General features: G+C 37.9%; 25 protein-coding genes. 6 read left to right on the plus strand and 19 right to left on the minus strand.

All coding sequences use genetic code 11. The annotated features are described in order from the left end of the window. Nucleotides 1–45: 45 nt before the first annotated feature. Nucleotides 46–507, plus strand: a complete 462-nt coding sequence (locus tag ACR9EA_RS14740) for a hypothetical protein (RefSeq protein WP_435134710.1) — start codon at nt 46–48, stop codon at nt 505–507. Between the two features lie 61 nt (nt 508–568). Here ACR9EA_RS14740 and ACR9EA_RS14745 read toward each other — a convergent pair whose 3' ends face one another. Together ACR9EA_RS14745 and ACR9EA_RS14750 are read right to left on the minus strand one after the other, a co-directional pair. Then, a complete protein-coding gene (locus ACR9EA_RS14745) occupies nt 569–1,831 on the minus strand; it encodes a serine hydrolase (protein ID WP_435134713.1) in 1,263 nt (420 codons plus the stop codon). Nucleotides 1,832–1,833: 2 nt separating this feature from the next. After that, nucleotides 1,834–4,728 (minus strand): PEP/pyruvate-binding domain-containing protein, encoded by a 2,895-nt coding sequence (locus ACR9EA_RS14750; RefSeq protein WP_435134715.1) that lies wholly within the window; start codon nt 4,726–4,728, stop codon nt 1,834–1,836. Nucleotides 4,729–4,885: 157 nt separating this feature from the next. Here ACR9EA_RS14750 and ACR9EA_RS14755 point away from each other — a divergent pair, with 157 nt between their 5' ends. The 5 genes from ACR9EA_RS14755 (at nt 4,886) to deoD (ending at nt 14,539) form a co-directional block, all read left to right on the plus strand. Next, nucleotides 4,886–5,584, plus strand: coding sequence for a DUF2490 domain-containing protein (locus ACR9EA_RS14755; RefSeq protein ID WP_435134718.1), 699 nt, complete (start codon nt 4,886–4,888; stop codon nt 5,582–5,584). A gap of 128 nt (nt 5,585–5,712) precedes the next feature. Beyond that, nucleotides 5,713–10,749 carry a translocation/assembly module TamB domain-containing protein gene (locus ACR9EA_RS14760; RefSeq protein ID WP_435134720.1) on the plus strand — a complete coding sequence of 1,679 codons (5,037 nt, stop codon included), beginning with the start codon at nt 5,713–5,715 and terminating at the stop codon, nt 10,747–10,749. Between the two features lie 122 nt (nt 10,750–10,871). Beyond that, entirely contained in the window at nt 10,872–13,055 is a 2,184-nt protein-coding gene (locus ACR9EA_RS14765) for a BamA/TamA family outer membrane protein (protein ID WP_435139898.1), read from the plus strand. A 98-nt stretch (nt 13,056–13,153) separates the two neighbouring features. Continuing rightward, on the plus strand, nt 13,154–13,837 hold the full coding sequence (gene deoC, locus ACR9EA_RS14770) for a deoxyribose-phosphate aldolase (protein ID WP_435134723.1): 684 nt from the start codon (nt 13,154–13,156) through the stop codon (nt 13,835–13,837). Nucleotides 13,838–13,840: 3 nt separating this feature from the next. Beyond that, nucleotides 13,841–14,539, plus strand: a complete 699-nt coding sequence (gene deoD, locus ACR9EA_RS14775; RefSeq protein WP_435134725.1) for a purine-nucleoside phosphorylase — start codon at nt 13,841–13,843, stop codon at nt 14,537–14,539. Here deoD and ACR9EA_RS14780 read toward each other — a convergent pair. From ACR9EA_RS14780 to ACR9EA_RS14860, 17 genes are all read right to left on the minus strand, one after another. Beyond that, on the minus strand, nt 14,523–15,371 hold the full coding sequence (locus ACR9EA_RS14780) for a biotin-dependent carboxyltransferase family protein (protein WP_435134727.1): 849 nt from the start codon (nt 15,369–15,371) through the stop codon (nt 14,523–14,525). The two genes, deoD and ACR9EA_RS14780, sit on opposite strands and share 17 nt — an antisense overlap. Then, nucleotides 15,365–16,096, minus strand: coding sequence for a 5-oxoprolinase subunit PxpB (gene pxpB / locus ACR9EA_RS14785; RefSeq protein WP_435134730.1), 732 nt, complete (start codon nt 16,094–16,096; stop codon nt 15,365–15,367). The genes ACR9EA_RS14780 and pxpB overlap by 7 nt, the downstream gene beginning before the upstream one ends. 4 nt (nt 16,097–16,100) lie before the next feature. Beyond that, nucleotides 16,101–16,841: a 5-oxoprolinase subunit PxpA gene (pxpA, locus tag ACR9EA_RS14790; RefSeq protein WP_435134732.1), complete on the minus strand. Its 741-nt coding sequence runs from the start codon at nt 16,839–16,841 to the stop codon at nt 16,101–16,103. Nucleotides 16,842–16,879: 38 nt separating this feature from the next. Next, nucleotides 16,880–17,626, minus strand: a complete 747-nt coding sequence (ppgK, locus tag ACR9EA_RS14795; RefSeq protein ID WP_435134735.1) for a polyphosphate--glucose phosphotransferase — start codon at nt 17,624–17,626, stop codon at nt 16,880–16,882. Between the two features lie 261 nt (nt 17,627–17,887). Next, nucleotides 17,888–18,370 (minus strand): hypothetical protein, encoded by a 483-nt coding sequence (locus ACR9EA_RS14800; protein ID WP_435134737.1) that lies wholly within the window; start codon nt 18,368–18,370, stop codon nt 17,888–17,890. Then, nucleotides 18,367–18,801, minus strand: a complete 435-nt coding sequence (locus tag ACR9EA_RS14805; protein WP_435134740.1) for a hypothetical protein — start codon at nt 18,799–18,801, stop codon at nt 18,367–18,369. The genes ACR9EA_RS14800 and ACR9EA_RS14805 overlap by 4 nt, the downstream gene beginning before the upstream one ends. After that, nucleotides 18,801–19,337 carry a M15 family metallopeptidase gene (locus tag ACR9EA_RS14810; RefSeq protein WP_435134742.1) on the minus strand — a complete coding sequence of 179 codons (537 nt, stop codon included), beginning with the start codon at nt 19,335–19,337 and terminating at the stop codon, nt 18,801–18,803. The genes ACR9EA_RS14805 and ACR9EA_RS14810 overlap by 1 nt, the downstream gene beginning before the upstream one ends. A gap of 3 nt (nt 19,338–19,340) precedes the next feature. Beyond that, nucleotides 19,341–19,490 carry a hypothetical protein gene (locus ACR9EA_RS14815; RefSeq protein ID WP_435134743.1) on the minus strand — a complete coding sequence of 50 codons (150 nt, stop codon included), beginning with the start codon at nt 19,488–19,490 and terminating at the stop codon, nt 19,341–19,343. A 3-nt stretch (nt 19,491–19,493) separates the two neighbouring features. Then, nucleotides 19,494–19,826 (minus strand): hypothetical protein, encoded by a 333-nt coding sequence (locus tag ACR9EA_RS14820; RefSeq protein WP_138258708.1) that lies wholly within the window; start codon nt 19,824–19,826, stop codon nt 19,494–19,496. Between the two features lie 9 nt (nt 19,827–19,835). Next, on the minus strand, nt 19,836–21,176 hold the full coding sequence (locus ACR9EA_RS14825; protein WP_435134746.1) for a hypothetical protein: 1,341 nt from the start codon (nt 21,174–21,176) through the stop codon (nt 19,836–19,838). A 6-nt stretch (nt 21,177–21,182) separates the two neighbouring features. Then, nucleotides 21,183–21,551 carry a hypothetical protein gene (locus tag ACR9EA_RS14830; protein ID WP_435134748.1) on the minus strand — a complete coding sequence of 123 codons (369 nt, stop codon included), beginning with the start codon at nt 21,549–21,551 and terminating at the stop codon, nt 21,183–21,185. Further along, nucleotides 21,526–21,885, minus strand: a complete 360-nt coding sequence (locus tag ACR9EA_RS14835) for a hypothetical protein (RefSeq protein WP_435134750.1) — start codon at nt 21,883–21,885, stop codon at nt 21,526–21,528. The genes ACR9EA_RS14830 and ACR9EA_RS14835 overlap by 26 nt, the downstream gene beginning before the upstream one ends. Beyond that, nucleotides 21,869–22,237: a hypothetical protein gene (locus tag ACR9EA_RS14840; RefSeq protein ID WP_435134753.1), complete on the minus strand. Its 369-nt coding sequence runs from the start codon at nt 22,235–22,237 to the stop codon at nt 21,869–21,871. The genes ACR9EA_RS14835 and ACR9EA_RS14840 overlap by 17 nt, the downstream gene beginning before the upstream one ends. 11 nt (nt 22,238–22,248) lie before the next feature. Continuing rightward, nucleotides 22,249–22,596, minus strand: coding sequence for a hypothetical protein (locus ACR9EA_RS14845; protein ID WP_435134755.1), 348 nt, complete (start codon nt 22,594–22,596; stop codon nt 22,249–22,251). Further along, nucleotides 22,596–22,796 carry a hypothetical protein gene (locus ACR9EA_RS14850; RefSeq protein WP_044638301.1) on the minus strand — a complete coding sequence of 67 codons (201 nt, stop codon included), beginning with the start codon at nt 22,794–22,796 and terminating at the stop codon, nt 22,596–22,598. The genes ACR9EA_RS14845 and ACR9EA_RS14850 overlap by 1 nt, the downstream gene beginning before the upstream one ends. A 4-nt stretch (nt 22,797–22,800) precedes the next feature. Beyond that, nucleotides 22,801–23,181, minus strand: coding sequence for a peptidoglycan-binding domain-containing protein (locus ACR9EA_RS14855; RefSeq protein WP_435134758.1), 381 nt, complete (start codon nt 23,179–23,181; stop codon nt 22,801–22,803). Between the two features lie 12 nt (nt 23,182–23,193). After that, nucleotides 23,194–23,601 (minus strand): hypothetical protein, encoded by a 408-nt coding sequence (locus ACR9EA_RS14860; RefSeq protein WP_435134761.1) that lies wholly within the window; start codon nt 23,599–23,601, stop codon nt 23,194–23,196. Nucleotides 23,602–23,611: the final 10 nt, after the last annotated feature.

The following is a 23,611-nucleotide window of genomic DNA, read 5'->3' on the forward strand; positions in this document are numbered from 1 at the left end:
TAGTTGTAAGTAATTTTGAAAAAAACACTAACTATAATATTGATCTTGACCTTAGGACTTTATTCTTGTAAGTCCGAAAAGAAGTATTGGGACTATAAAGAATCGGACTTCTATGAAGTTCAAGGAATTATTGATTATGTCGCTTTAAATAAGAATCCTTTTGATAGTCCCAGAATCAAAAATGTAAGTTATACTTATTTCTTAGACCGACCTATTCCTAAAAAAGGAATTGAAAAAAATCTTGACATGTCGGAAATAAACAATGGAATTTATTTTAACGATATAGAAAACGGATATCCCATTTTAATTTTAGTTCACAATAATGACGAAAATATTAGTTTCTGCGGACAGATTGGAATTCTTGACAGTTTAAACCCAAAGGAAAAAAGATTTCTTACTAAACACTTTCAAAGTAAAATGGAAAAGCTAAAAAAAGAAACACCTGATTACATTTACAACGCATTAGTAAAAGACACAATAACGGAGAACCAAACTGACAAAAAATAAAAAAACTACTTACGGCAGTATTTCACTAAGTGTGTAAATTTACCATAAACAAAACCGGAAGTTATTCGTCTTCTTTCAATATAATATCGTCTATTTTAGAAGCTAGCATTAAGTGGTCGTAAGCCGAGTTTTTATGCAAGACATTAGACATTAAACACACTGCATAGCGTTTTCCGCCTGGGTGCTCTACAATGGCGACAGAATTCATGTAATTATATCTGTTTCCTTGGTATTTTCCACATGGGCCTAAATCTTTAGCACAAGAATACAAACTTCCAGATTTAAAATACACCGCGGCACTGTCTAATTTCTTGGAGGCTGCATATCGAATTCTTCTATCGGTTAAAAACAATAATCGCTTCATTTCTAAACTCGACTTATAATCGATTACTTCGCCTTTTTCTAATGCAATAACAAATTTCATAAGACCAATTGGAGTACCGGTACTACCGCCACGACCCGGAATATACCCACCTGCACCTTCGGTAAAAAATTTACCTAAGCGCCACTCATCTTCTGTAATTCCTAATTCGCGTAAAGGTTCATTTACCAAGTTAATAGCCATTTCGGACAACTCACTTTTCGAAGTGCTCTTAAAATAAGCTTCGGCCTGTTCGAAAGTTAAATTCGGATATTCGCCTTGAAACACATGCATTAAAACAGCTTCGCGCCAAACTACACTAGCCGCCCCGTTATTACTTACAGACAACATGTGGTCTAACCACTCGTAAAGTGAAAACACATCTGTAGCCCTTATGGTCCGTCTGGTTAATTTTTCAGTATCTAAATCGTAAATGGGTACCGTATGGTGATCGTGTAAAGCCCAATTGCCAGCGGTAATCTTTTTAGTTTTTAACAATTCCCGACGCTGCTCGAAATCCCCTTCAGGAAAAATTTGGCATAACTGGTTAAAAAACGCTGTTAAAACCACCAATTTACCAACACTTCCTGGTTGGTATTGGGCACTCTCCCGATGTTGGGCATAACGAATAGGCTGTCCGTTAGTCATTTCTACAATCCCTAACGAGTAATTTTTATCTAAGCCCCTAAACAACCCCTCTATTTTATGCTGTAAGGTATCGTTTACTTCTGGCATATTTTGGATTTCCTTCTTGCGATTAACCAAATTTAAGCGAATAGAATCTAAAGGCATAAATGCGCCTGCGGGAATACGATGGCTTTCTACATCGCCACTTTTCACTTTCTCCAGATACACCAGACGTTTAATTCCTGTTAACTGATAACCATCTATGGGATAAAAACGGGCTGCTGTAAACCCTAAAGACATAAATACAACAATTAAAACAACAACTAGTTTTTTCATAATTATAATGGCGTAGTGTTAGATATGGTTTTGTTTAAATTAACTACTGGGGTAATAGACTCCAAGTAAGCGGAACTTTTAGCACTTTTATTTTCCACAAATGGGCGCACCTGAAACAACCATATTTTATTGTCTTTAAACCCGAGCTCGACATCGTAAGGTCCGTGAATACCTTTAGCTGTCATTTTTTCGGCTAACAATTTGCTAAATGCATTAAGCTCACTTAAATGTTTTTCGCTTACAATTGGTTTTTCAAAGGTAGTGAAATGACGTTCTGTACCACCTGTTTTTGGCAACGACAAATACGAAGGCTCTCTAGATGGCGCGATTAAAAAAGTATTTCCATCATTTTTAATACCCCATGTTTCAGCAGCCTGCCCATCTACGGCACCGCCAACTCCTCTGCTAAAGGCTACGGTTATTTCGTCGGTATTGCCACTGCTAACGCCCTTGGTAATCATAACTCCAGAAAAATCGTTATTAACCCCAGGTATAACAACTATAGACGGATATACATTTTCTGGGTTTGTTAAGTATTTCTGACGCCATTTAAAGCTACGCTCGGTATAAGGCGAGGCCCAAACCGTTTTTATGCCTTCAATAATTTTATCGCGATCGAGCACATTAAACAATGTCAGGTTCAACCCTGCGCCGGTAAAACTTTTAAGATCTTCCATATTGGTATCACTTCTTAAAAACACAGGCGTTTCGCCTATTGAAGACCCTAAAACGGATTCAAATTGCGTTTCTAAATCGATTATAAATTCATCTAAAAGTGGCATATCGATTATTAACTGTCTAAGCTTTGCCAATTCTGTTAATTGATACGTTTCAATAGCTTCCGAAGTCTTACCCTCGGCCTGCATTTGTCTTGCTGTATTAAAAATCTTGTTTAAATATTCCCAATACGTGGTGTTTTGATTAGGGATATCTTGTTTCATATGATTTAAAAATATACCAAACGGAATAACAAAACCTTCAACCACATGCTCTGGAAAATTAGATTTTAATTCTCCTAAATTAGCAGCTTTCGGGCCGCAATAAATCCCTGAAGACTCGGCATTCACTTCCCTTAAATTTAGAATGGTAGTGCGATCCAATTTAATTTTATCTACAGGAACAGTAATCATATCGTGCTGTTGCACGGTTTTAGAAAACAACTGATTTTCGCTCGCCGTCATCTCGCTTTCTGGTTTCATAATTACCGTGCCTTTATTAGATACGGCATAAAACACTGTCTGACCTTGAAATTTCTTAAACTCGGTTACATTTTCGGAAGAAACCGCCGCATTTGGAATCCCTAAATTTCTGGCCAACAACTGCACATGCGATACTAAATTTCCTTCGGAAACCGTTAAAATACCTGCAATCGGTTTTAAATCGGATGGCGGTCTGCTAAATATATAAATATGGTTAGGATTAACTTCTAAATCTTCGCCAGAACCTTCAACAACAATTAATTTCCCTTTGGCATACCCTGGATTAAGTCCGTGAACATGGCTCTGATTGCTTAAGTTTAACACACGATTATTTAATGCCGATTCCGAAGTGATAAAATTTCCTAATTTACCAATACTATTCCCTAAAGGCAAAGCAACCGAACCTCTAATTCTGTCGTCTAAAAAACCATGCACCAGTGGTTCAAAAGCTTCGTACACCCTAACAACGTCGCTAAACACAGCACTGTTTTTACCCGTTCCCCACTCCAATTGTTTTCTGGCAGCTTCTAAGGTTTCTGTTAATGTTTCTAACGATAAATCGGATGCTTCAGAAACCGACAATTGCCCCTCTAAATGTTTCCATTCCCAAATTTCGGTATAGCCAGATGCCGCCGATGCGGTGCTTAAATAACAAATTTTACTTAACAACGATTGTAAGTTGTGTTCTGGATATTCGTTGATTTGCTTTGTAATTAGCAATTCGAGTTTTAGCGATAAATCTAGTAAACCTAAACGCCCGCTTGCCGATGGCTCTTCCAAAATATGCGTGCGGATATACCACATTAACTCTGAAGCACCTTCAATTTTAGTAGCAACATCTGCATCTTTATATGCATTAATAAAACCAACCGTTTTACTTTTAATATCGGCATTGGTTAATTCGGTTAAAAACACGTTTAAACTTTCAATTTGCACAGGCTCAAAATATGTGTGCATGGTTAACATTAGGGCATCTAACTGCTTATTTAAATCGGGGGTTAATTTACTAGCCTGTTCGGTTTTAAAAGTACTGACTTTGGTGATATCTGAAGGCTCTGGATTGCCATGAATTTTAATACGTAAGTTCATAAATGGCTCGTAATTTTCTGCCAAAACTTTAGATTGGCTACGCATTAATTGGGCAACGTTGTCATCGCCAGCATGTGGAATATCCTTTACAGCTTGTCGTAACAGGTAAAAATGTTTCGTTAAAAATTCATCGTGCTTTAAAACCTTAATAAAAAAGTCTTTTCCCCAAGCCTGCTCATCCTCGGCCTGAATATGCCCCCTGTAATATTGTGCTTTTCTATTAATCCATCCGTCGTCTACAGATTTTAAATACCGTTCTAACAAATATTGCTTCAATCTGGAAAAATTATGCTCGCGATCTAAAAAAGCATCCTGATTTGTAGAAGCCAAAATCTGACCAAAGTATATGTGATTTGATTCTCCTAATGCAATCACTTCATCTTTATATCTGGCATGCTGTACACCGCCATCTTCGCAAGGCTCTTTGGGCATATTTATAGTACCATCGTCGCAAAACCAACGAATATCTCTATAAGGCCCTCTAACATCCGATTTATACTTTTTCACTAAACCTTTTAATGCCTCATTGCTAACAGGTGTACTTTTTTTTTGGCATAAAGCGGTATTAAACCAAAATAACATTGCAGAGGCAAAACATATAAATTTCATAGTATTGGAGTTAAGAAGAACTAAATTATTAAAATTTTGTTAAAGTAAAACTACACGACATATTAATAAGATTAACTATTTTGCATTTATTATTTGTTAAGTACATTTATACACCAAAACCGACTGCAGCTCCGCAATGTTAAACATCAGTCTTTAAATGAGAATTTCGAACAAAATCTTAATGGCTTTAGCTAGCCTACTATTTAGCATTTCGGTTTGTGCACAAAAACAAGACGGCGAGTTAGGCAGCTGGTTTGTCTACACCTTTAACTCTGATTTTGACAATAGTTTATGGGGAATAAATGGCGATATACAATATAGAAATTGGAATGTTACAGGCCTTACCCAACAACTTTTAATTAGGGGCGGAGGCCATTTTACACCAAAAAACTCTCGGTTTAAATTCACTTTAGGCTACGCCTACATTTCGTCGCATTATCGGGATAATGGTGAATTTAAAAATAGTGAAAACCGAATTTATCAAGAAATACGCTACCCTTCTAAACTCGGCGAACGTTTGTACTTGGTACAACGGGTTAGAATAGAACAACGCTTCATTCAAAACGAAAACTTTAGAACACGGTTCCGATACTCGCTAGGGATCGACCTCCCTTTAAATCATAGACTGTTAATTAAAAACACTTGGTTTGTATCGTTTTACGACGAAGTGTTTTTTAATGGACAAAAAGAAATTAGCGACACTGAAAATGTAGATATTTTTGACAGAAACCGCTTGTATTTAAGTTTGGGCTATGTATTCTCTGCGCACCTAAAAATGTCCTTAGGTTTTTTAAATCAGGTAACTACTGAAACAAATAAAAATCAACTTACGCTTACAGTTGCACATACATTTTAAAGTAGCTACGTATTGGTATTACTTCACATCATTCACACTACGTTTATCGATTTTCACATTAAAAAACTCAAAAAAACAAGGTGTAATTGTGTAATTATGATATTTTTGATAACCAAATCTTTACGCTATTGAAAACCACAAAACCAGACATCAATACAGCTCCTAAAAAACGTAAGATTCTAAAAATCTTAAAGTGGCTTGTTATGGTTTTACTTTTTATTTTCTTCACGCTAGTGTTAATAATAAGAAGTTCGTGGGGGCAAAATACAATTATTGGTTACATTACCTCGTTTGTCTCGGAAAAAACACACACCAAAATAGAAATTGGTAAAGTATTTTTAACTTTTTCAGGCGATTTAAAAGTGGAAGATCTATTTCTGGAAGACACTAAAGGCGACACCTTAATTTACAGCAAAACACTTAAAGCCGATGTGCCTTTATTACCGATTATTCGAGGTAAAGGCGTGGGAATTGAATCGCTTACTTGGGACGGGTTTCGAGCCAATATAATTCGTAATGATTCTATTTCGGGATATAATTTTCAGTTTTTAATAGATGCCTTCGCTTCAGAATCAGACACACCCGAGCCTCCCGCAGACCCAAATGCCGAACCGTTATCTATTATCATCAAAGACATCGCTTTAAGCCATTTTAACATTGTGTTTTACGATGCAGTTTTAGGCATTGACAGCCATTTTAAGCTAGGCGAAATATATCTAGACATGGATACCTTCGACCTAAATGAAATGAATTTTAGAGTGTCTGAGGCACGTATAGAAGATTCCGAAATTTCATACATCCAACACCCTGTTCCCGCTCAACCTCAAGACACAACAAGTACCACTTTACCAGTTATTGCAATAGATGAATTTGCTATAACAAACGTAAAAGCCCATTACGAAACCACTGCAGACCAACTTACACTTGATGCCAATATTGCAACATTTGAAACCGAAATCCCCAATATAGATTTAGCAAACAACACGTATGCTGTAGACGATATTGCCTTAAAAAACTCAAGTATTATTGTTAATACCCGAACAGCCACAACCCAAACAACAGAACAACCAGACACAACAACCGGAGCGTGTTTTACTTGGCCACAATTGTCGGCAGAATTAAAACATATCGATTTACAAAACAATACGTTTGGCTATTATGTGAACGACCAAAAACCACAAAAGAATGTATTTAACGGCAATGCTTTAAGCATTACGGCGTTCACATTAAAAGCGCAAAATATCTATTTAAAAAATGAAGAAATTAATGCTGAGTTAAATCAATTTGAATTTCGTGAAGCTTCAGGTCTGGCGCTTAACAAAGCTAACTTTAACTTAAATATTACAGATCAAATCTTAGATTTGAATCATCTTGAAATAATTGCCAATCAGACGATACTGCAAGGGCAAACAACACTCAATTACCCGAGTATCGCATCGTTTCTAAAACAACCAGAACAATCTAAAATAGCTTTAGAACTTTCTAAATTGCAGCTCGATATTACCGAAGCCTACCGTTTTCAACCCGAATTACAAAACAATGCGTATGTAGACAGTTTAAGTCAGCGTTTTATAACCGGGCAACTTTATGCCAAAGGCACTTTATCGGAAATTCAACTCGACAAAGCACAATTAAACTGGGGAAAAACCACACAAATTGCAGTAAACGGCCAGATTAAAAACCCAACAATTACAGATAGTCTGTATTTAAATCTGCCCACTATTAAAGCCGAAATCACCAAACAAGACCTTTTAAAATTTGTAAACGAAACCGAATTAGGCTTATCCTTACCAGAAACTGTGGTATTAACAGGACAATTAAATGGTCAGTTAAATAATATAAATACGGACTTGGCATTAAACACCTCGCTTGGCAATGCCACGTTAAAAGCTGACTACAAAGACCTTAACGGCATTGCTTTCGACACCGAGTTAGACATAGACGGTTTTAAGCTTAACACCTTATTAAATAACGAACAACTAGGCCCTTTAAGTTTAACTGTTAAAGCTACTGGAACAGGAAACTCAGTAAACGACTTAGATGCTATTTTAGATGCTAAAATCAGTAGCCTAAAACTTCAAAATTATCAGATTACAGACTTACTCATTTCGGGAGAACTTAACAAAGGCGCTGGCGATATCGTTTCGAAATACAAAGACGATAACATCAACTTAAAATTAAATAGCCATGTGGTTTTAGATTCGGTATCACCAGAAGCGAATATTGATCTAGATCTCATCGGTGCTAACTTACAAGCCTTAGGCTTGGTTCAAAAAGACATAAGAGCTGGCCTTAATTTACATTTAGATTTTAAAGGCAACGGCGATCAATTTGATGCGAGCACAAATATAAAGGAAGGCGTAATTGTTTACGACAACAAAACCTATTTACTAGGCGATATTTTGGCAGAAGCACATGTTAGGCCAGACACAACCTACCTTAGTATAGACAACAAACTTTTAAGTTTAAATTTAGAATCGAATACAAATCCTAACCGATTTAGCGCCGCCTTACAAAACCACATACAAAGCTATTTTTACAGAGATAGCACCCTACCCGATTCGCTTAAACCTGTTATCATAAAACTTGAAGGCAAACTAGCACAAGGCCCTATTTTAAACGATGTATTTCTACCAAACTTAAAAGCCATCGACACCGTTAATTTGGCCGTCGATTTTAATCAAAAAGAAAAAGTTTTAAAAACTAATATTACTGCGCCACATATTAACTACAACGACTACGAATTAGATAGTTTACAGTTAAACATCGATACAGATGTAGATGATTTTAATTTCGATCTCGGTTTCAAACATGTTGCAGCAGGCCCTATAAGCCTAAAACGTACCAGTTTTTCAGGCAAACAATATAATCACGAAATGGCTGTAAAATTTATAGCTTTCGATGAAGACGATGTACTCACCCAATGGCAAGCCAATATTGCTGGACACAGAGACAGTTTACACCTTAAGGTGGTTCCAGATTCGTTAATGATTAACCGCGAATTGTGGAACATTCCAAACAGCAACCAAATTACCTACACGCCAAATGCACTCCATTTTAAGGACTTTACCATATCTAAAAACCAAGAATCTATTGCCATTACCAACGGGATTACTACAAACAATAAAGACGAAATTACTATAGCTTTTAACCAATTCGGATTAAACGACCTTTTGGCTTATTTTAATCCAGACAACGCTTTAGCCCAAGGCAATTTAAACGGCGATTTCACTGTCCAAAACCCTTTTGGGAACAGTGGTTTTCTAGCCGATTTATCAATCGACAATCTAAAAGTTCTAAATGCCAACCTGGGCACTTTAACACTACAAGGCAACTCCAACACCAATAACACGTACACCTTTGCTCTTGGCACCAAAGATGGCGATGTCGATTTAGATTTTAACGGAAACTATCAAGCATCTAACACGCAACCTAATTTAAATGCCAATCTTGTTATAAACGACTTTAAAATGAAAGCTGTTGAAGGGCTTTCCCTAAACGAATTATCTAATGCTTCTGGAAGCTTATCAGGCGACTTTAAAATTACAGGCTCCCTGGCCGAGCCAAAATACACTGGTCAGTTAAATTTTAACAATGCCGATGTTACCGTAACCAAACTTAACACCAATTTTATTTTCACTAAAGAAACATTAAACATAGACAATTCGGGAATTAGCCTATCCAACTTTACTATTAAGGATAATAACGAAAGTGCCTTTGTTTTTAATGGGAAAATAACTACCGAAGATCTCGCAAACCCAAAATTCAATTTAGATTTAGAAGCTAAAGATTTTCAGGTCCTCAATGCCACAAAAGAAGACAACGACATGATGTATGGCCAATTATCGTTTGATGCCAAAGGCCAAATAACTGGCGATTTAACCATTCCTAAAATCGATTTAACAGCCACTGTAAGTCCAACCACAGACCTGTCTTACGTCATGCCTTCTTCAACTGTAAATATAGAAGAACGCGATGGTGTTGTTGTTTTTGTGAATAGACAAAACCCAAATGCAATTCTTACTAAAACCCAAGAAAAAACCGCTACCGTAACAGGCTTCGATTTAAACGCTTCGTTTACCATACCTAAAGAAGCAGTATTCACACTAATACTAGACGAAAGTACAGGCGATAATTTCCAAACCTCTGGAGATGGCGATTTTGTTTTTAGAATGGATCCTAACGGTCGCATGAACTTATCGGGAGTGTATACCGTATCGGGTGGCCATTACGAAATGAGTTTATATCAGCTTGTAAGACGAAAATTCGAGCTCGTTCCTGGCAGTCGCGTATCGTGGTCGGGTAATCCACTTGATGCTAATATGGATGTAAAAGCATTATACAATGTTAAAACATCGTCTTTACCCTTAATGGCTTCTCAAATTTCGGGCTCCGATCCTGCAGTAAAAAACAAATACAAGCAAGTACTCCCTTTCGAGGTGTATTTAAATATAGACGGCGAATTAATGCAACCCAAAATTTCGTTTAAGTTAGACATGCCCGAAGATGAACAAGGTGCAATAAGCGGACAGGTTTACGGGCGCGTGCAACAAGTAAACCAGCAAGAAGGCGAATTAAACCGCCAAGTATTTTCGTTATTGGTAATGAATCGTTTTTATCCAGAATCGGGTAGCGATGGTAGTAGCGGTGGTTTTGCCTCGATTGCCAGAGACAATTTAAACGATGCCATTTCGGACCAACTAAACATGTTTTCCGATAAACTTTTAGGAAGCACAGGTCTAGAACTCGACTTTGGCCTTAACAGTTTTACAGATTACCAAGGCAGCTCGCCAGAACAGCGCACGCAATTGGATGTTGCGGCACAAAAAAAATTATTTAACGAACGTGTGATTGTACGTGTTGGTAGTGCCGTAGACATAGAAGGCAGCGACCCTACTGGCGAGGAAGCTCCTTTAATTGGCGATGTAAGTCTAGAATACCTAATAACACCTTCAGGAAAATATCGCTTAAAAGCGTTTCAAAAAAACGAATTCGAATCGGTTATCGACGGTCAAACCATTGTTAGCGGCCTAGCTCTTATTTTCACCCAAGAATTCAATAAATTTAGAGATTTATGGGATGCCATGTTACATTCTAAAGAAGAACGTCAACTCGATAAGCAACAAAAAGAAGAAGAAAAATTAAAAACCAAAACTGCTCCTTGATTACAAAACAACGCCATAACACGTTTAAATACCCGTATACACTATACCGTTTATGCACCTGTTTGCTTTTGCTTTGCGTGTTGGTTTCGTGTAGCATACAAAAGTATATTCCGGAAGACGAAATGCTGTATACAGGCGGAAAAGTTATTATCGAAACCGATTCTATCTTAGAACAAGAAGAGCAACTACAATCGGAATTAGAATCCGTTTTACGGCCAGAGCCTAATTCATCGTTTTTAGGCATGCAACCTGGCTTGTATTTACATTATAAAATGCAAAAAGAACATCCCGGGTTCATCAACCGCTGGCTCTACAAAAAAATTGGTGAAGAACCAGTCTATAAATCAGATGTAAAAACGTACGATGTAGAAGATATTTTAGTAAATCGATTAGAAAATCATGGTTTTTTCTATAGTTCTGCATCGGGAACACTCGAAGATCATCCCGACCAAAAAGCATCCGAAGCCATTTACACCTTAAATGTAAAACAACCCTATCGTTTAGAAACCTATCAATTAGACTCCCTACAAAATCCCATATACAATACCATAAAAGCAACTATGGAAACCTCGGAATTTAAAAAAGGCCTGCGGTTCGATCTCGATTATCTAAAAACCGAAAGACAGCGCATAGACCATAGTTTAAAAAATAATGGCTACTATAATTTTAATGCCGACTTTTTAATTTTTGAAGCCGACACTACCCAATACAAAAACCGAAATTTCGATTTGTATTTACGCCTAAAAAACGATGTGCCAAAAAAATCTGTTGTGCCTTACACCGTATCTAAAATAAATGTACATACCAATTACGATATTAAAAACGATTCGCTTGCTAAAGACACCATAAGATTTAATAATAAAAATTTTATTGAAACCGAACCTTTCTTTAAAGCCAAACGTCTAGACCCATTTATAACTCTAAAAGAAGACAGTTTATACAATCCGGCTGAATCTAGAAATACCGCCAGACGACTGTCTACAATTGGGACCTACAAATATGTAAACATTCAATATGAAGAAATAGATTCGTTATTAACAGATAGTACAGCGGCTTTACAAGCCAACATTTACTTATCACCCTTAAACAAACATGCCTTAAAAGCTGAATTGCAAGCGGTAACAAAATCCAATAGTTTTGCAGGCCCAGCGCTAGAGTTTACGCATACCAACAGAAATTTATTTAACGGCGGAGAAATTTTCAATTTAAGCGCAAATGTGGGTTACGAATTTCAAGTTGGTATAAAGGATAACGAAAACCGAGCCAGCAACACATCGTTAGGTCTAAAAGGAGAACTATTATTTCCGCGTATGCTAATTCCTTTTCACATTAGCGACGATTTTTTTAAATATTCTATTCCTAAAACCAAAACCAGCTTAAGTATAGACTATTTAAACCGTACCGATCTATACACCATGTTGTCCTCTACCGCCGAATTTGGTTATATCTGGAACGAAAACCGATTTACAACTCACGAGCTTAATCTCATTTCGATTAACTACAATAACTTAATGAAAACCACACCCGAGTTCGATCAGATTCTTGAAGATAATCCCTTTTTACAACAAAGTTTCGACCAACAATTTATTGCTGGCTTAACCTATTCGTTTACCTACAACGAAATGGTAGATGTTAATAAAAAGCATCAATTTTACTTCAATACCAATATAGATATTGCTGGAAATCTTGTTAGCCTATTTGGCAAAGAAAATCCGCCTGGTTCCGACACTTTTTTAGGTTTGGAATATGCGCAATATGCTAAAGCTGACATCGATTTCAGATATCATTTCAACTTCAAAAAAGAACAGAAAATTGCCACCAGATTATTTGCAGGCTATGGTTATGCTTATGGCAACTCCCAATTAATGCCATATATAAAGCAATATTCGGCAGGAGGACCAAATAGCGTACGTGCATTCAGAATCCGTGCCTTAGGTCCTGGAACGTATCGCAACGAAAACGAGACTGAAAACGTATACGTAGACCAAACGGGAAACATTAGGCTAGAAGCCAATTTAGAATATCGTTTTCCGCTTTTTTCGTATTTAAAAGGCGCTGTATTTGTAGATGCTGGTAACGTTTGGAATTCTATAGAAAATGAAGCTTTACCTGGCGGAAAATTCACAAACGATTTTATGAGTCAACTTGGTATTGGCACTGGTGTGGGATTAAGGGTAGACGTACAAGGCTTTGTTATCCGATTTGATTTTGCAGCACCTGTACACGATCCTGCTTACGACGACAAAGCGTTTAATTTTCAAGCCGATGAAACAGTTTTTAATTTTGCTATTGGTTACCCGTTTTAGTATTTCTATTCCTTCATAATTTTAAAAGCAGTTTAGTCGTAAAAAAGAATTAGAGTTAATATCTTTGGTTATATTCCAATTTAAAACGCTTCAACACAATGCCTAACACAATAAAACATCCGGAGTTAAGTCAGTATATAGACCACACCAACTTAAAAGCAACGGCTACAAAAAACGACATTATTGCACTCTGTAACGAGGCCAAAACTTATCGTTTTTTTTCAGTTTGTGTTAACAGTAGTTATGTGGCTTTGGCAAAATCGGCATTACAAGACAGTACTGTAAAAGTGTGCTGCGTTGTTGGGTTTCCTTTAGGCGCTATGAGTACTACTGGTAAAGTTGAGGAAACAAAACAAGCACTAAAAGACGGCGCCGAAGAAATAGACCTGGTTTTAAATATTGGTTTATTAAAAAGTGAAGATTTCGAATCGGTAAAAAATGATATAAAAGCAGTAAAAGCGTGTTTGCCCGACCTGGTTTTAAAAGTTATTTTAGAAACCTGCTACTTAGAAGATTCTGAAATCGTTACCGCGAGCGAACTGGCTATAGAAGCTGGTGCCGATTTTATAAAAACATCTACAGGCTTTGGTACGGCTGGTGCTAATTTACACGATGTAAATCTTATGCTAAATACCGCAAACGGCAGTGCATTGGTTAAGGCTTCTGGAGGTATTAAGGATTACGAAACAGCTATGAAATATATTAATTTAGGCGTTAAACGCATAGGGACTTCATCTGGAATCGCCATCGTTACAGGGCAAACATCAACCGAAAATTATTAAATTATGAGTGTACATATAGAAGCCAAAAAAGGAGATATTGCCGAAACTATTTTATTGCCAGGAGACCCGCTACGTGCAAAATGGATTGCAGAAACTTTTTTCGATAGTCCAAAATGCTTCAATAAGGTTAGGGGCATGTTGGGGTACACGGGCACTTATAAAGGCAAACCCATTTCGGTAATGGGTACGGGCATGGGCATTCCGTCCATTTCAATTTACACTCACGAATTAATTACAGAATACGATGTTAAACAGCTTATTCGCGTAGGAAGTGCAGGTTCTTACCAGCCTCATGTACAGCTTCTGGATACAGTAATTGCCATGTCGGCATCGTCTAATTCTGGAATCAATAAGTTCAGGTTTAAAGGCGCTAACTATGCACCAACTGCCGATTTCGAATTATTCCAAAAAGCAATAGAAGTCGCCAAACTTAAAAACATCCCTATAAAAGCTGGAAATGTATTTTCTTCGGATGAATTTTATACCGACGACACCAAAGCTTATAAAACATGGAGCCAATATAATGTGCTTTGTGTAGAGATGGAAACTTCGGGGTTGTACACTATAGCTGCTAAACATCAGGTTCAAGCCCTTAGTGTTTTAACCATTTCCGACTCCTTAGTTACAGGCGAAAGCACTTCTAGCGAAGCTCGTGAAAAATCGTTTAAAGATATGATTGAAATTGCTATTGAACTAGCTTAAAGGAAACACTCTGCCCGGTATTTTTTTGAGACAGCACATTAATAGCTTCTGCACTTAACTGAAGCACCCTAGGGTAGCCGCCTGTAGTTTGTGCGTCGCGCATTAAAACAATTAACTGTCCTGAAGGCGTTAGCTGCACCGTGCCTGGCATTACTGCCGAGGTTATTATGGCATTTAAATTATGGCATAGCGGCTCTTGCAACCTATATCCCATCCTGCTGTGATCTTTAGAAATTGTAAAATCGCAATCTAACAAGCCTTTGATTTGAACGTTGTTAAGACCATCAAATTCTGGTCCTTTATATACTTTAAGCTGCTTTTCTTTAAAAAGATTACTAACTGGATTCACCACCACGTGCTTTGCCGTAAGATTCACTTCACTATCCTTATAGTGTAATTCCTGTCCTTGCGCCAATACCTGAGACGCTGTAATACCCTGATACATGCTTCTGCTACCCATTACAATTTCAGATTGGAAACCGTGTTGTATCGCCAAATAACATCTCATGCCGTATTGCAACCTTCCAAAGGATAAAACATCGCCTTCATTAACAACAACAGCTGCATTTAGGTTTATTGATTTTCCATCTATTTCGGGCGATAAATCTGCTCCGGAAATGCAAATAATAGTAGACTTAAAAAATTGTAATTTAGGCCCCATCATCGTTACTTCTATCACAGCGTCATTTTCGTCATTTCCCAACAAAGCATTTGCCAAAGCTGCCGATTGTCTATCCATAACACCAGATACAGGCACTCCATATTGCTGACACCCTTTACGCCCTAAATCCTGTATGCTAGAATACAATCCCAGTCTTAGAACTTTTAACATACCACTTCTGTTTTGTTCAAGTTATAACGTCCAGCTTGCACCAACTTTTGAATACTATTAAACTCTTTTTCTGAGATGGGTTTAAATTGAATTTGATCTCCAGGCTGTGCAAAACAAGGCAGATTATGACTTGCATTAAAAAAGGAAATTGGCGATTTACCTATAATATGCCAGCCTCCCGGACTCTCACTGGGATAAATTCCTGTTTGGTTCCCGCCTATGGCCACAGCTCCTGCTTCAATCTGTAAACGCGGTGTTGCTTTTCTCGGTGTATGTAATACCTCATCTAAACCTCCCAAATACAAAAACCCTGGTAAAAACCCTATAAAATACACCGTATAAACCGGAGCAGTATGGCGCTGTATGAGCTCGGCGACAGACAGCTGTTTTGTATGAGCTAAAGCTTCTAAATCTATCCCGAATGTAGAATTGTAACAAACAGGAATCTCCCATTTTGTTACGGGATGTGGTTTCGAACTAGCGTCTTGTTCATAAATCGCTTTAAGCCTTAAAACCAATACCTCAAAATGAATGTGTTGATTAGAAAAAGTAATTAATAATGAGTTGTATGCCACTCGAAATTCCGATATACCATCAATATGTTCTTGCTCAATATTAGATTGAAATCCCTTGATATCTTTTAAAATTTCAACAGTTATAACCTGCGGCCACGCTATTAATATGGCATTGGGACCAAAAGGTTTATAAGTTAATTGAAAAGACATAAGGCTAAACTATTTTAATTCCTTGTTGTTTTAAACCTGCACACAACCCGGAAATCAAGGTCTCGGCCTTAGGATGATCGCCATGCAAACAAAACGTTTCGGCTTTTATGGGTACTATTTTTCCCGTGATGGTTTTCACACAACCATCAACTGCAATCTGATATACTTGCTGGCACACCAAATCGGTATCTTGAATAACAGCCTTAGGGTGCGACCTAGAGACTAAAGATAAGTTTTCGTTGTACATTCTATCTGCAAAAGCTTCATAAATTATCGGGACATTATTCTTAATAGCTATTTTTTCGATGACCGAATTACAAGGTACATACAATTTCACCTGGGCGTCTAAATGCTGCATAACTCGCACAATAACCTGAGCCGTTTCAACATCTGTAACCGCCAAATTATATAACGCACCATGTGGTTTTACATGATGTAATGTTTGTCCTTTTCTATTCAAAACTCGCAGTAAACTTTCTATTTGATAAGATAATGAATCGTATAAAGCCTCTGGTTCCATTTGCATTACCTTTCTGCCAAAATGCAAAACATCAGGAAATGACGGATGCCCACCTATTTTAACCTGATGCTGGACTGCCAATGCTACAACACGATCCATTGTTTGCACGTTACCAGCATGACCTCCACAAGCAATATTACACGAAGACATAAAAGGCATTAATTGAGCTTCGTTGCCAACACCTTCGCCAACATCTACATTAATATCTACAGTGTGTAGTTTCATGCTTTATTTTGAATTTAAAATTATCGCCAGTTACGCTACTAAAATCCATCTTTATGCATCGCTGCCACAGCCGCTCCTACAATTCCTGCATAATTACCTAAATGAGCAGGAACCACGGGCGTTTCGATAGTAATATATTTTTTAAATGAATCGAAATCATCGGAAGTGCCACCGCCTAAAATAATAAGGTCTGGACAGACCAAAAGTTCGGCCAACTCTAAGAACGTATTAAAGCGTTTGCCCCATTTTTTATAACTTAAATTATCGCGTTCTTTAATTGATGCTGCTGCCCAAGCTTCTATTTTCTTATATTTTTTATAAGGAATTTGACCGAGTTCGAAACCCGGAATAAGATCACCATTAAAAAAGGCCCCGCTACCAAGGCCAGTTCCTATAGTTATCATGAGCACTAATCCGTTTACGTCTTTACCAATGCCATAATTCATAGCCGCATATCCAGCTGCATCGGCATCGTTTATTACGGTAACAGGATGGCCACAAGCCGCTGAAAATAAATCTTGAATATTAACATTTTTCCAACTCTCGTCTAGATTGCCTACAGTTTTACAAACACCATGTTTAACCAGAGCTGGAAAACCACAACCTATAGGCCCGCTGTAATCGAAATGTTTTACAATGGCTTTAAAAACTTTAGCCATAGCCTTGGGTTTACGGGATGGCGGAGTGGGAATTCTAAATCGCTCTGTTAGCAATTCGCCCGTTAATGAATTTACTATGGCACCTTTCATGCCAGACCCACCGATGTCTATCCCTAAAACTTCCATTTAGTTTATTTATATGATTGATTATAAAAATAAAAAAAGTTTGAGGGATTTACGGTATAAGCTTAAAAATATTAGGAATTGAAAAGGTATAAAACAAAAAAAGCCTCTATCTTACGATAAAGGCTTTAGTACAAGGAAACCGACAAATATCGAACTTTATTATGCAGGATGTGGACATAATTCTCCACCATGCAAAGCTTGTTGGAGTGGCTATATAAGATGACAATAAGTCTCTGCGAATTAATCGCAGGGATTTATGATTTACCCTAAATGTGGTAAGTAACCAATGATGGCACGAACGGCTCCTGAAGTACCATTTGGTTTAGCACTTAAAGCTCGACCTATGGCTCCAATGAACCCACCGTCCGAAGGTGTTAATAAACCTGGAGTGGATGAATTGTATAAGTAGTCGCCAATATTTACTTGTGCAATATCTATTTGAACATCCGTAATACCTCCATACATAACCTGAACTAATTCATTAGGATTTCCCGGTGTCAATACTATACCAAAAGGATGCGGTTGGAACGGATTGTATTGAGGGAATGCTTCTACTGCATTTTCTTGATTTTCATTTAACCTTACAATATGTCCTGCTTCTAATCTGATGGATGAAGTGTTAAGCATCTCAATTTTTGAAATGCCTACTTCACCTCCAGTTCCACCTCCCGGATCTGTACCGCCAGTTTGCTCAACTATGGTTTGACTAGCCTTTACAAAGCGTTGTTTATTGATATACCTCATGCGTTCTGTGGTGATTGATAGTATTGTACTCTTAAAACATGGCTTTTCCCTGCCTCAATTCCGATCACTCGAAAGCTTTCTAAATTCCATCGACCGGTAATTTCGTAAAGATCATTATCACCTAAAGCAATACCGGAATTAGCTGTTGGATCGCTGCCATTTTCCTTGAAACGAATCACTCTTGTTTTATCCGTTACACTTGCATCTGCTTCAATGGATATGGTTGCTGAAATAGCATTTTCAGGAATAGTCAATTGAGCCACTTCCGTATCGGTAACTGACAAGTCTTCATATCCTTGTTCGGTTTCAGGGATAGTGAACCTTCCGTTTTCACCGCTTTGAATCAGTATTAGCTCTTCCAAATAATCCAACATGGAAGAGGCGTTGCCATTTCGATAGGCGTTTTTATGTACTCTTGTTGCTTCGCTCATTATGCTAGGTTTGCTAAGTTTTGTTGTTCAGTCCAAAGCTGTGCAATGGATTTACCACCTCGGTCGTAAAAATGTGGACGGTCTTTAAAAGAAGTCCATCGACCTCCCCAGGAAAGACCAACACTTTCACCAATAGCTCCAATGGTATTCCATACCGATTCAGGCACTTTGTAATTGGCACGCCCATCCACAATTGGAACAATATCCACCGCTACTCCTACATTGTGATCCGACTGTCCGCATTTGGCATTGGTAACAATTCCTCCCGGTGCTGTTCGCCCTTGTGCATAGAGTTTGTTTTGCTCTTCACAATCACGGTAAGCACTGGTGACTTTAAGTTGAATGCCTGCCTTTTGAGCTTTGATAAGAAACTTCTCGACCTTCTTTCTTACTTCAGGTCGAAGTTGACGGAGCTTTAACTTGGTTTGTATATCCAGTTTCTTGTAAAGCCAACGACTTGCAATAGCAATACCGATGACACCCACAAGGATACCAACACCCATAAAGACTACCTTTTTATCTACCTGAACTCCCATTTGTTATGCTTGTTTTTGACAACTACAACCACCGCTTTCACCGCTTTGGCATTTGCAGCTCTTTTTCATTCTTAATAGATTGATTGAAATGTTTGCAATGGACAAGACCATAAATGTTGCAAACAAGATGTTCATTGTTTTATTCTCTTTCATGACTTACTGTTTTATGCGTTTTAGCTCGTTAATTAATTCCTTATTCTGTTTCTCCATGTGAACCACTTTTTTCTCCAAATCTTGGATACGTTTGCGTTGGTTCTCTATTACTTTCTGTAATGCTTCTGTATGTTCCTCCGATTCTTTAATTCTCTTTTCTAACATTTGCGACCACTGTATCCAATTTGCAACAATCTGATTCTCCGCCTGTGCATGTAGGTTGATAGCTTCTGCCAACTTCACTTTTTTATCTGTACGCAGGCGAACAAGGATTTCAAGCAGCTTCCAAAATCCAGTAGCCCCCAAAATCAGCGTTATTATTTTCCATAGTTCCATAGTCATTGTTTAAGCAGGTGAAGTATTATCGTATTCGATTGGATATTTGGCGATATAAGGATGAATATTGAATAGCAATTCATCGTTGGGATCTATAAAGGTTCCGCTTATGGACACTCTTCCATTGCTGTCAATGTTGTAAAAGAAAGTTTCACCTTTATTGCTAGTCAATGTTCCCGATAAGGCTCCAGTTGGACTGTTATTAGGCTTCGGGAAATTCATCATCCAACCACTTACTGAACCGATTCCACCTGTACGTTTTAATCGAATATCTTTGATGAGTATCATATTTCCATTTACTACCGAATAGCGATTTCTTCCCGGTGTATGATACATGGTTGTGCCAATCTGTGCAGCCGTGATGGTGAGTAGTGATTCTCGATTGAGGTAATTATCCAATCGAGTTTTCAATCTCAATGGCGTAATGGCTCTTTGGTTATCGGCTCCTAAATCTGTCTCTGCTTGCGTAGCAATTTCAATCAAGCCAATAAGTGTTTCAGTCGCCAGTCTTGAATCTAAAAGTGTTTTTAACTTTAAAGGTGTAATGGCACTCAAATCATCAGTTCCACCATTCACCAAGGCTTGTGAAGCTACTTTGATTATCCCTGCAATAGTTTCAGTTGCTTGTGAAACATTGCTTTGAATCACATTCCATGAAGCTCCAACGCTTGCCTGATCACCACCGGCATTATCCACCAAACAAACAATGACATCCATTTCCTGAACATCTTCTCCGGCAGCTCCACCAATTTTACCTCCTGTACTTACCGTATAAGCATCTCCGGCTAATGCTGCCGGATAATTAGGATTCGTTGAACAGTCGATAGTTCCTTTGTTTTCCCAAAGTCCTGTTACCTTATCTGCCACATAGCTTGCAAGCTTTTGAGGGGTTACAAAAGTTGAATTACTTGTACCTTCATTGACTTCTTCAATCGTGGCAACTCTCGCTTTTCCTTCAACGGTTTCCGATGCCGTTTCAATACTCGATTTTAGACCGGCTACTATTTGAAAGCAAGTACCATCAAAGAGCAATAAATAATGGTTGATGGTTCCCAAATCATCGGCTGATAGATCAACCAATACACCGTTCACGGCTTTCATTATTGGAACCGCTCCTTTACCATTGATATTGATTGTTGAAACGCCTGAATTACCGTGATTGAATTTCACCTGAATACTCAATCCTTGTCGGTAAGCATTTTTCAATGCAGGATCTAATTCTAACACATAGTCATCTGTTCCACCGGTTGTAACACCAAAACCACCGAGGCTATTTTCCACCGGAAAATCACCCACGTAGTTTAAATCGTTTAGGTTTACATCGCTGCTATATCCACCAATTGCACTCATAATTCTTTAATTAAGTATGGCTAAGATTCCTATGATTCCAATGCTTACTCCAAGTCCGGTTCCTAGGAATATCTTATCTCGTTTATGTCGTTTTACTTCTGTTTTTAGAAAATCCAATTGCAGGTTCACTTCGTTGTTCACCTCTTGATTATTGGCAATGATGCTTTGATAGTTGATTGCTTGATGTTGGAGCAACTTAATAGTTGAATCCTGCTGCTGAATCAAAGAATCTTTCAAAGCCAGTTGGGTAGATTGCTCAACTGTAATGCTATCCTGATACTTTTTACCTTCCAGTTCAATTGCAATTACTTTTGCCTGACTTACTGTAAAGCAGAATAGCGTATCATTCTCAATGGTGTAAACTGTCGGTTTCAAATTCTGCGAAAAACCGATACAGTTCATCGTTATCATAATTACCAATAGCCCTAATCTTTTCAATTTTCCTGTATTTAAGTTGTTCTAAATCCTTGTTTCGTTTTTTCAATTCTTCTTTAATGCCTTCTTGTTTTTCCAGTTGTTCAGCAATTTGCTCTTGCAAACCCTGATTGATCGCTAAGAGGCTGTCGTTTTGCTGTTCCAGTTTCTTGATGGTTTGCTCGTAATTGGGGTTCGGATTAACAGACCTGTCCTGCGAGCTCCAATACCATACAAAACCTATAATGGTCATCAGCCAAAGCAACAAGACTGCATAGCTAAGTCGCATTTTCATTTTCCTTTAGCGTTTTGTAATCCGTTCTTTTGCCTGTGATATAGCGGACTAAACCATCCAAAATGAGTTTGTGAAAAACAAAGGCAAACACGAAAGACTGAAACAGTACTTCAATATGCTTTGCTTCATACCCCCGAATGAAATACAGAATAACTGCATAGACTAAACCCACCAATGCCGTCCGGTATCTTCGTTTGGATGAAATATTGGTTTTCTGCTTGATCTGATTGGTAAACTTTTGTGAGTTGATACCATATCCAATAATGATAAAAGTGAGAATGTAAGCCCAATCAAGGCTTTTCACATATCCCATAATCTGTGTTGCTATTTCTGTAATAATTCCTGTATCCATAATTCTTGCATTTATGATTGGAGCATATCTGTTATCTGTTTGAGGGCTGCATGCTTTTCTATACCCGATTCGCTTAGCTGCGAAGCCAATTTTTTGAGCTTTTTCTCTTTCCTCTCGGAAGGTTTGGCTAAATGCCATCGAGTTAAATTCCATAGCAAAACGTGCTGTTCGTAATCCAATACTTTGAGCTCTTTTTCAAGAAGTTCCTTGTTTGCCTTATCCACCTTTAAATCCTTTTCCCAACGACTTAATAGGCGTTTTGAAATAACCGTTTTCCCCAAAGGAGAATACGCCCAAGCCACATAACCGGCTCCGGCAAAAACGGATATAGCGAATAATGCAACGACCTTCTTATTCATTACTGAGCTTCCATATTTTTTACAATTCCTCGAATACCAAAAACAATGAGCGTAATCACCAATCCTGAACCCACCAGATACAAGCTTGTCTTTCTCAATGTCTCATCGGTCATTGTGATTTTGATGTCGGTTTTTAATCCATCATCGCTAAACACATTGTCCAAATAGTTTTTTATGCCAGTTCTTTCTTCTGTTTCCATTGTATTAGCTTATGGTTTTGAATTTCTCTTGAGACACGGTTTTAGTGCCAAATACCTTCTGAACTGCTGCTTCTGTTTTCGGACCAAACTTGCCATCGGTATCTAATCCCGATCCTTTTGAGTTTAGGTAGTTTTGGAGCTTTTTTACATTGGTTCCACAGGTTCCAAATTTCAATGGGAAGCTGCTATCGGAATACATACAACTAAATGAGCGAACTCCTGATGAACTGCTCGAAGTAGTTGTACCTTTAATGCTTGCAGCAAATTGCTGTTTCTCTTTTCGTTTTTTCAGAAAATACCAAACGCCAAAACCGACTGCTGTAACTGCCAGTCCAGCTCCAATCCATAGCATTTTATTATCTAATTTGAATGTCTCTTTCTTCATATCTTTTGGGGTTTAATATTGAACTACAACTGCATCTTCACGCACATAACCTTCGGTTTTGCCTCCCACAGGTTTTGTCAATTTTATTCTATACCAGTAATAGCCATCTTCACCTTTGAGGCGTTCTAAAATGGTTCCTACCGGATTGCTTTCTACTTGTGTTAAAAGGTTGTGTGAGAAATCCATGGAAGTCCAGTTCTCATTATCCACTTTTGCAGAGCTTCTTACATTGACATAACCTTCCGAACCGTAATGCACCTTTTTACCAATGAGCTTTTGCTCTTCTCGTTCCTTTTGTTTGCCACTTGTAGTACGGTTCTTTCGGTTCTTGATAAACTTGTGAACTCCAAATCCTGCAAGTGCTACAACGACCGTGGCTACACCACCTATGATTAAATATTTCTTTGTCTTTGCATCCATAATTCTAAAG

This window comes from Formosa sp. A9, assembly GCF_051200825.1.
Lineage (GTDB): Bacteria > Bacteroidota > Bacteroidia > Flavobacteriales > Flavobacteriaceae > Formosa.

Coding starts and splice junctions, on each gene's coding strand:
- ACR9EA_RS14825 (WP_435134746.1), bottom strand. CDS start 21,176: ATGAGTGCAATTGGTGGATATAGCAGCGATGTAAACCTAAACGATTTA.
- deoC (WP_435134723.1), top strand. CDS start 13,154: ATGCCTAACACAATAAAACATCCGGAGTTAAGTCAGTATATAGACCAC.
- ACR9EA_RS14850 (WP_044638301.1), bottom strand. CDS start 22,796: ATGGAAACAGAAGAAAGAACTGGCATAAAAAACTATTTGGACAATGTG.
- ACR9EA_RS14755 (WP_435134718.1), top strand. CDS start 4,886: ATGAGAATTTCGAACAAAATCTTAATGGCTTTAGCTAGCCTACTATTT.
- ACR9EA_RS14780 (WP_435134727.1), bottom strand. CDS start 15,371: ATGTTAAAAGTTCTAAGACTGGGATTGTATTCTAGCATACAGGATTTA.
- ACR9EA_RS14840 (WP_435134753.1), bottom strand. CDS start 22,237: ATGGATACAGGAATTATTACAGAAATAGCAACACAGATTATGGGATAT.
- deoD (WP_435134725.1), top strand. CDS start 13,841: ATGAGTGTACATATAGAAGCCAAAAAAGGAGATATTGCCGAAACTATT.
- ACR9EA_RS14845 (WP_435134755.1), bottom strand. CDS start 22,596: ATGAATAAGAAGGTCGTTGCATTATTCGCTATATCCGTTTTTGCCGGA.
- ACR9EA_RS14855 (WP_435134758.1), bottom strand. CDS start 23,181: ATGAAGAAAGAGACATTCAAATTAGATAATAAAATGCTATGGATTGGA.
- ACR9EA_RS14800 (WP_435134737.1), bottom strand. CDS start 18,370: ATGAGGTATATCAATAAACAACGCTTTGTAAAGGCTAGTCAAACCATA.
- ACR9EA_RS14810 (WP_435134742.1), bottom strand. CDS start 19,337: ATGGGAGTTCAGGTAGATAAAAAGGTAGTCTTTATGGGTGTTGGTATC.
- ACR9EA_RS14815 (WP_435134743.1), bottom strand. CDS start 19,490: ATGAAAGAGAATAAAACAATGAACATCTTGTTTGCAACATTTATGGTC.
- ACR9EA_RS14765 (WP_435139898.1), top strand. CDS start 10,872: ATGCTGTATACAGGCGGAAAAGTTATTATCGAAACCGATTCTATCTTA.
- ACR9EA_RS14745 (WP_435134713.1), bottom strand. CDS start 1,831: ATGAAAAAACTAGTTGTTGTTTTAATTGTTGTATTTATGTCTTTAGGG.
- ppgK (WP_435134735.1), bottom strand. CDS start 17,626: ATGGAAGTTTTAGGGATAGACATCGGTGGGTCTGGCATGAAAGGTGCC.
- ACR9EA_RS14835 (WP_435134750.1), bottom strand. CDS start 21,885: ATGAAAATGCGACTTAGCTATGCAGTCTTGTTGCTTTGGCTGATGACC.
- ACR9EA_RS14750 (WP_435134715.1), bottom strand. CDS start 4,728: ATGAAATTTATATGTTTTGCCTCTGCAATGTTATTTTGGTTTAATACC.
- ACR9EA_RS14820 (WP_138258708.1), bottom strand. CDS start 19,826: ATGGAACTATGGAAAATAATAACGCTGATTTTGGGGGCTACTGGATTT.
- ACR9EA_RS14805 (WP_435134740.1), bottom strand. CDS start 18,801: ATGAGCGAAGCAACAAGAGTACATAAAAACGCCTATCGAAATGGCAAC.
- pxpA (WP_435134732.1), bottom strand. CDS start 16,841: ATGAAACTACACACTGTAGATATTAATGTAGATGTTGGCGAAGGTGTT.
- ACR9EA_RS14860 (WP_435134761.1), bottom strand. CDS start 23,601: ATGGATGCAAAGACAAAGAAATATTTAATCATAGGTGGTGTAGCCACG.
- pxpB (WP_435134730.1), bottom strand. CDS start 16,096: ATGTCTTTTCAATTAACTTATAAACCTTTTGGTCCCAATGCCATATTA.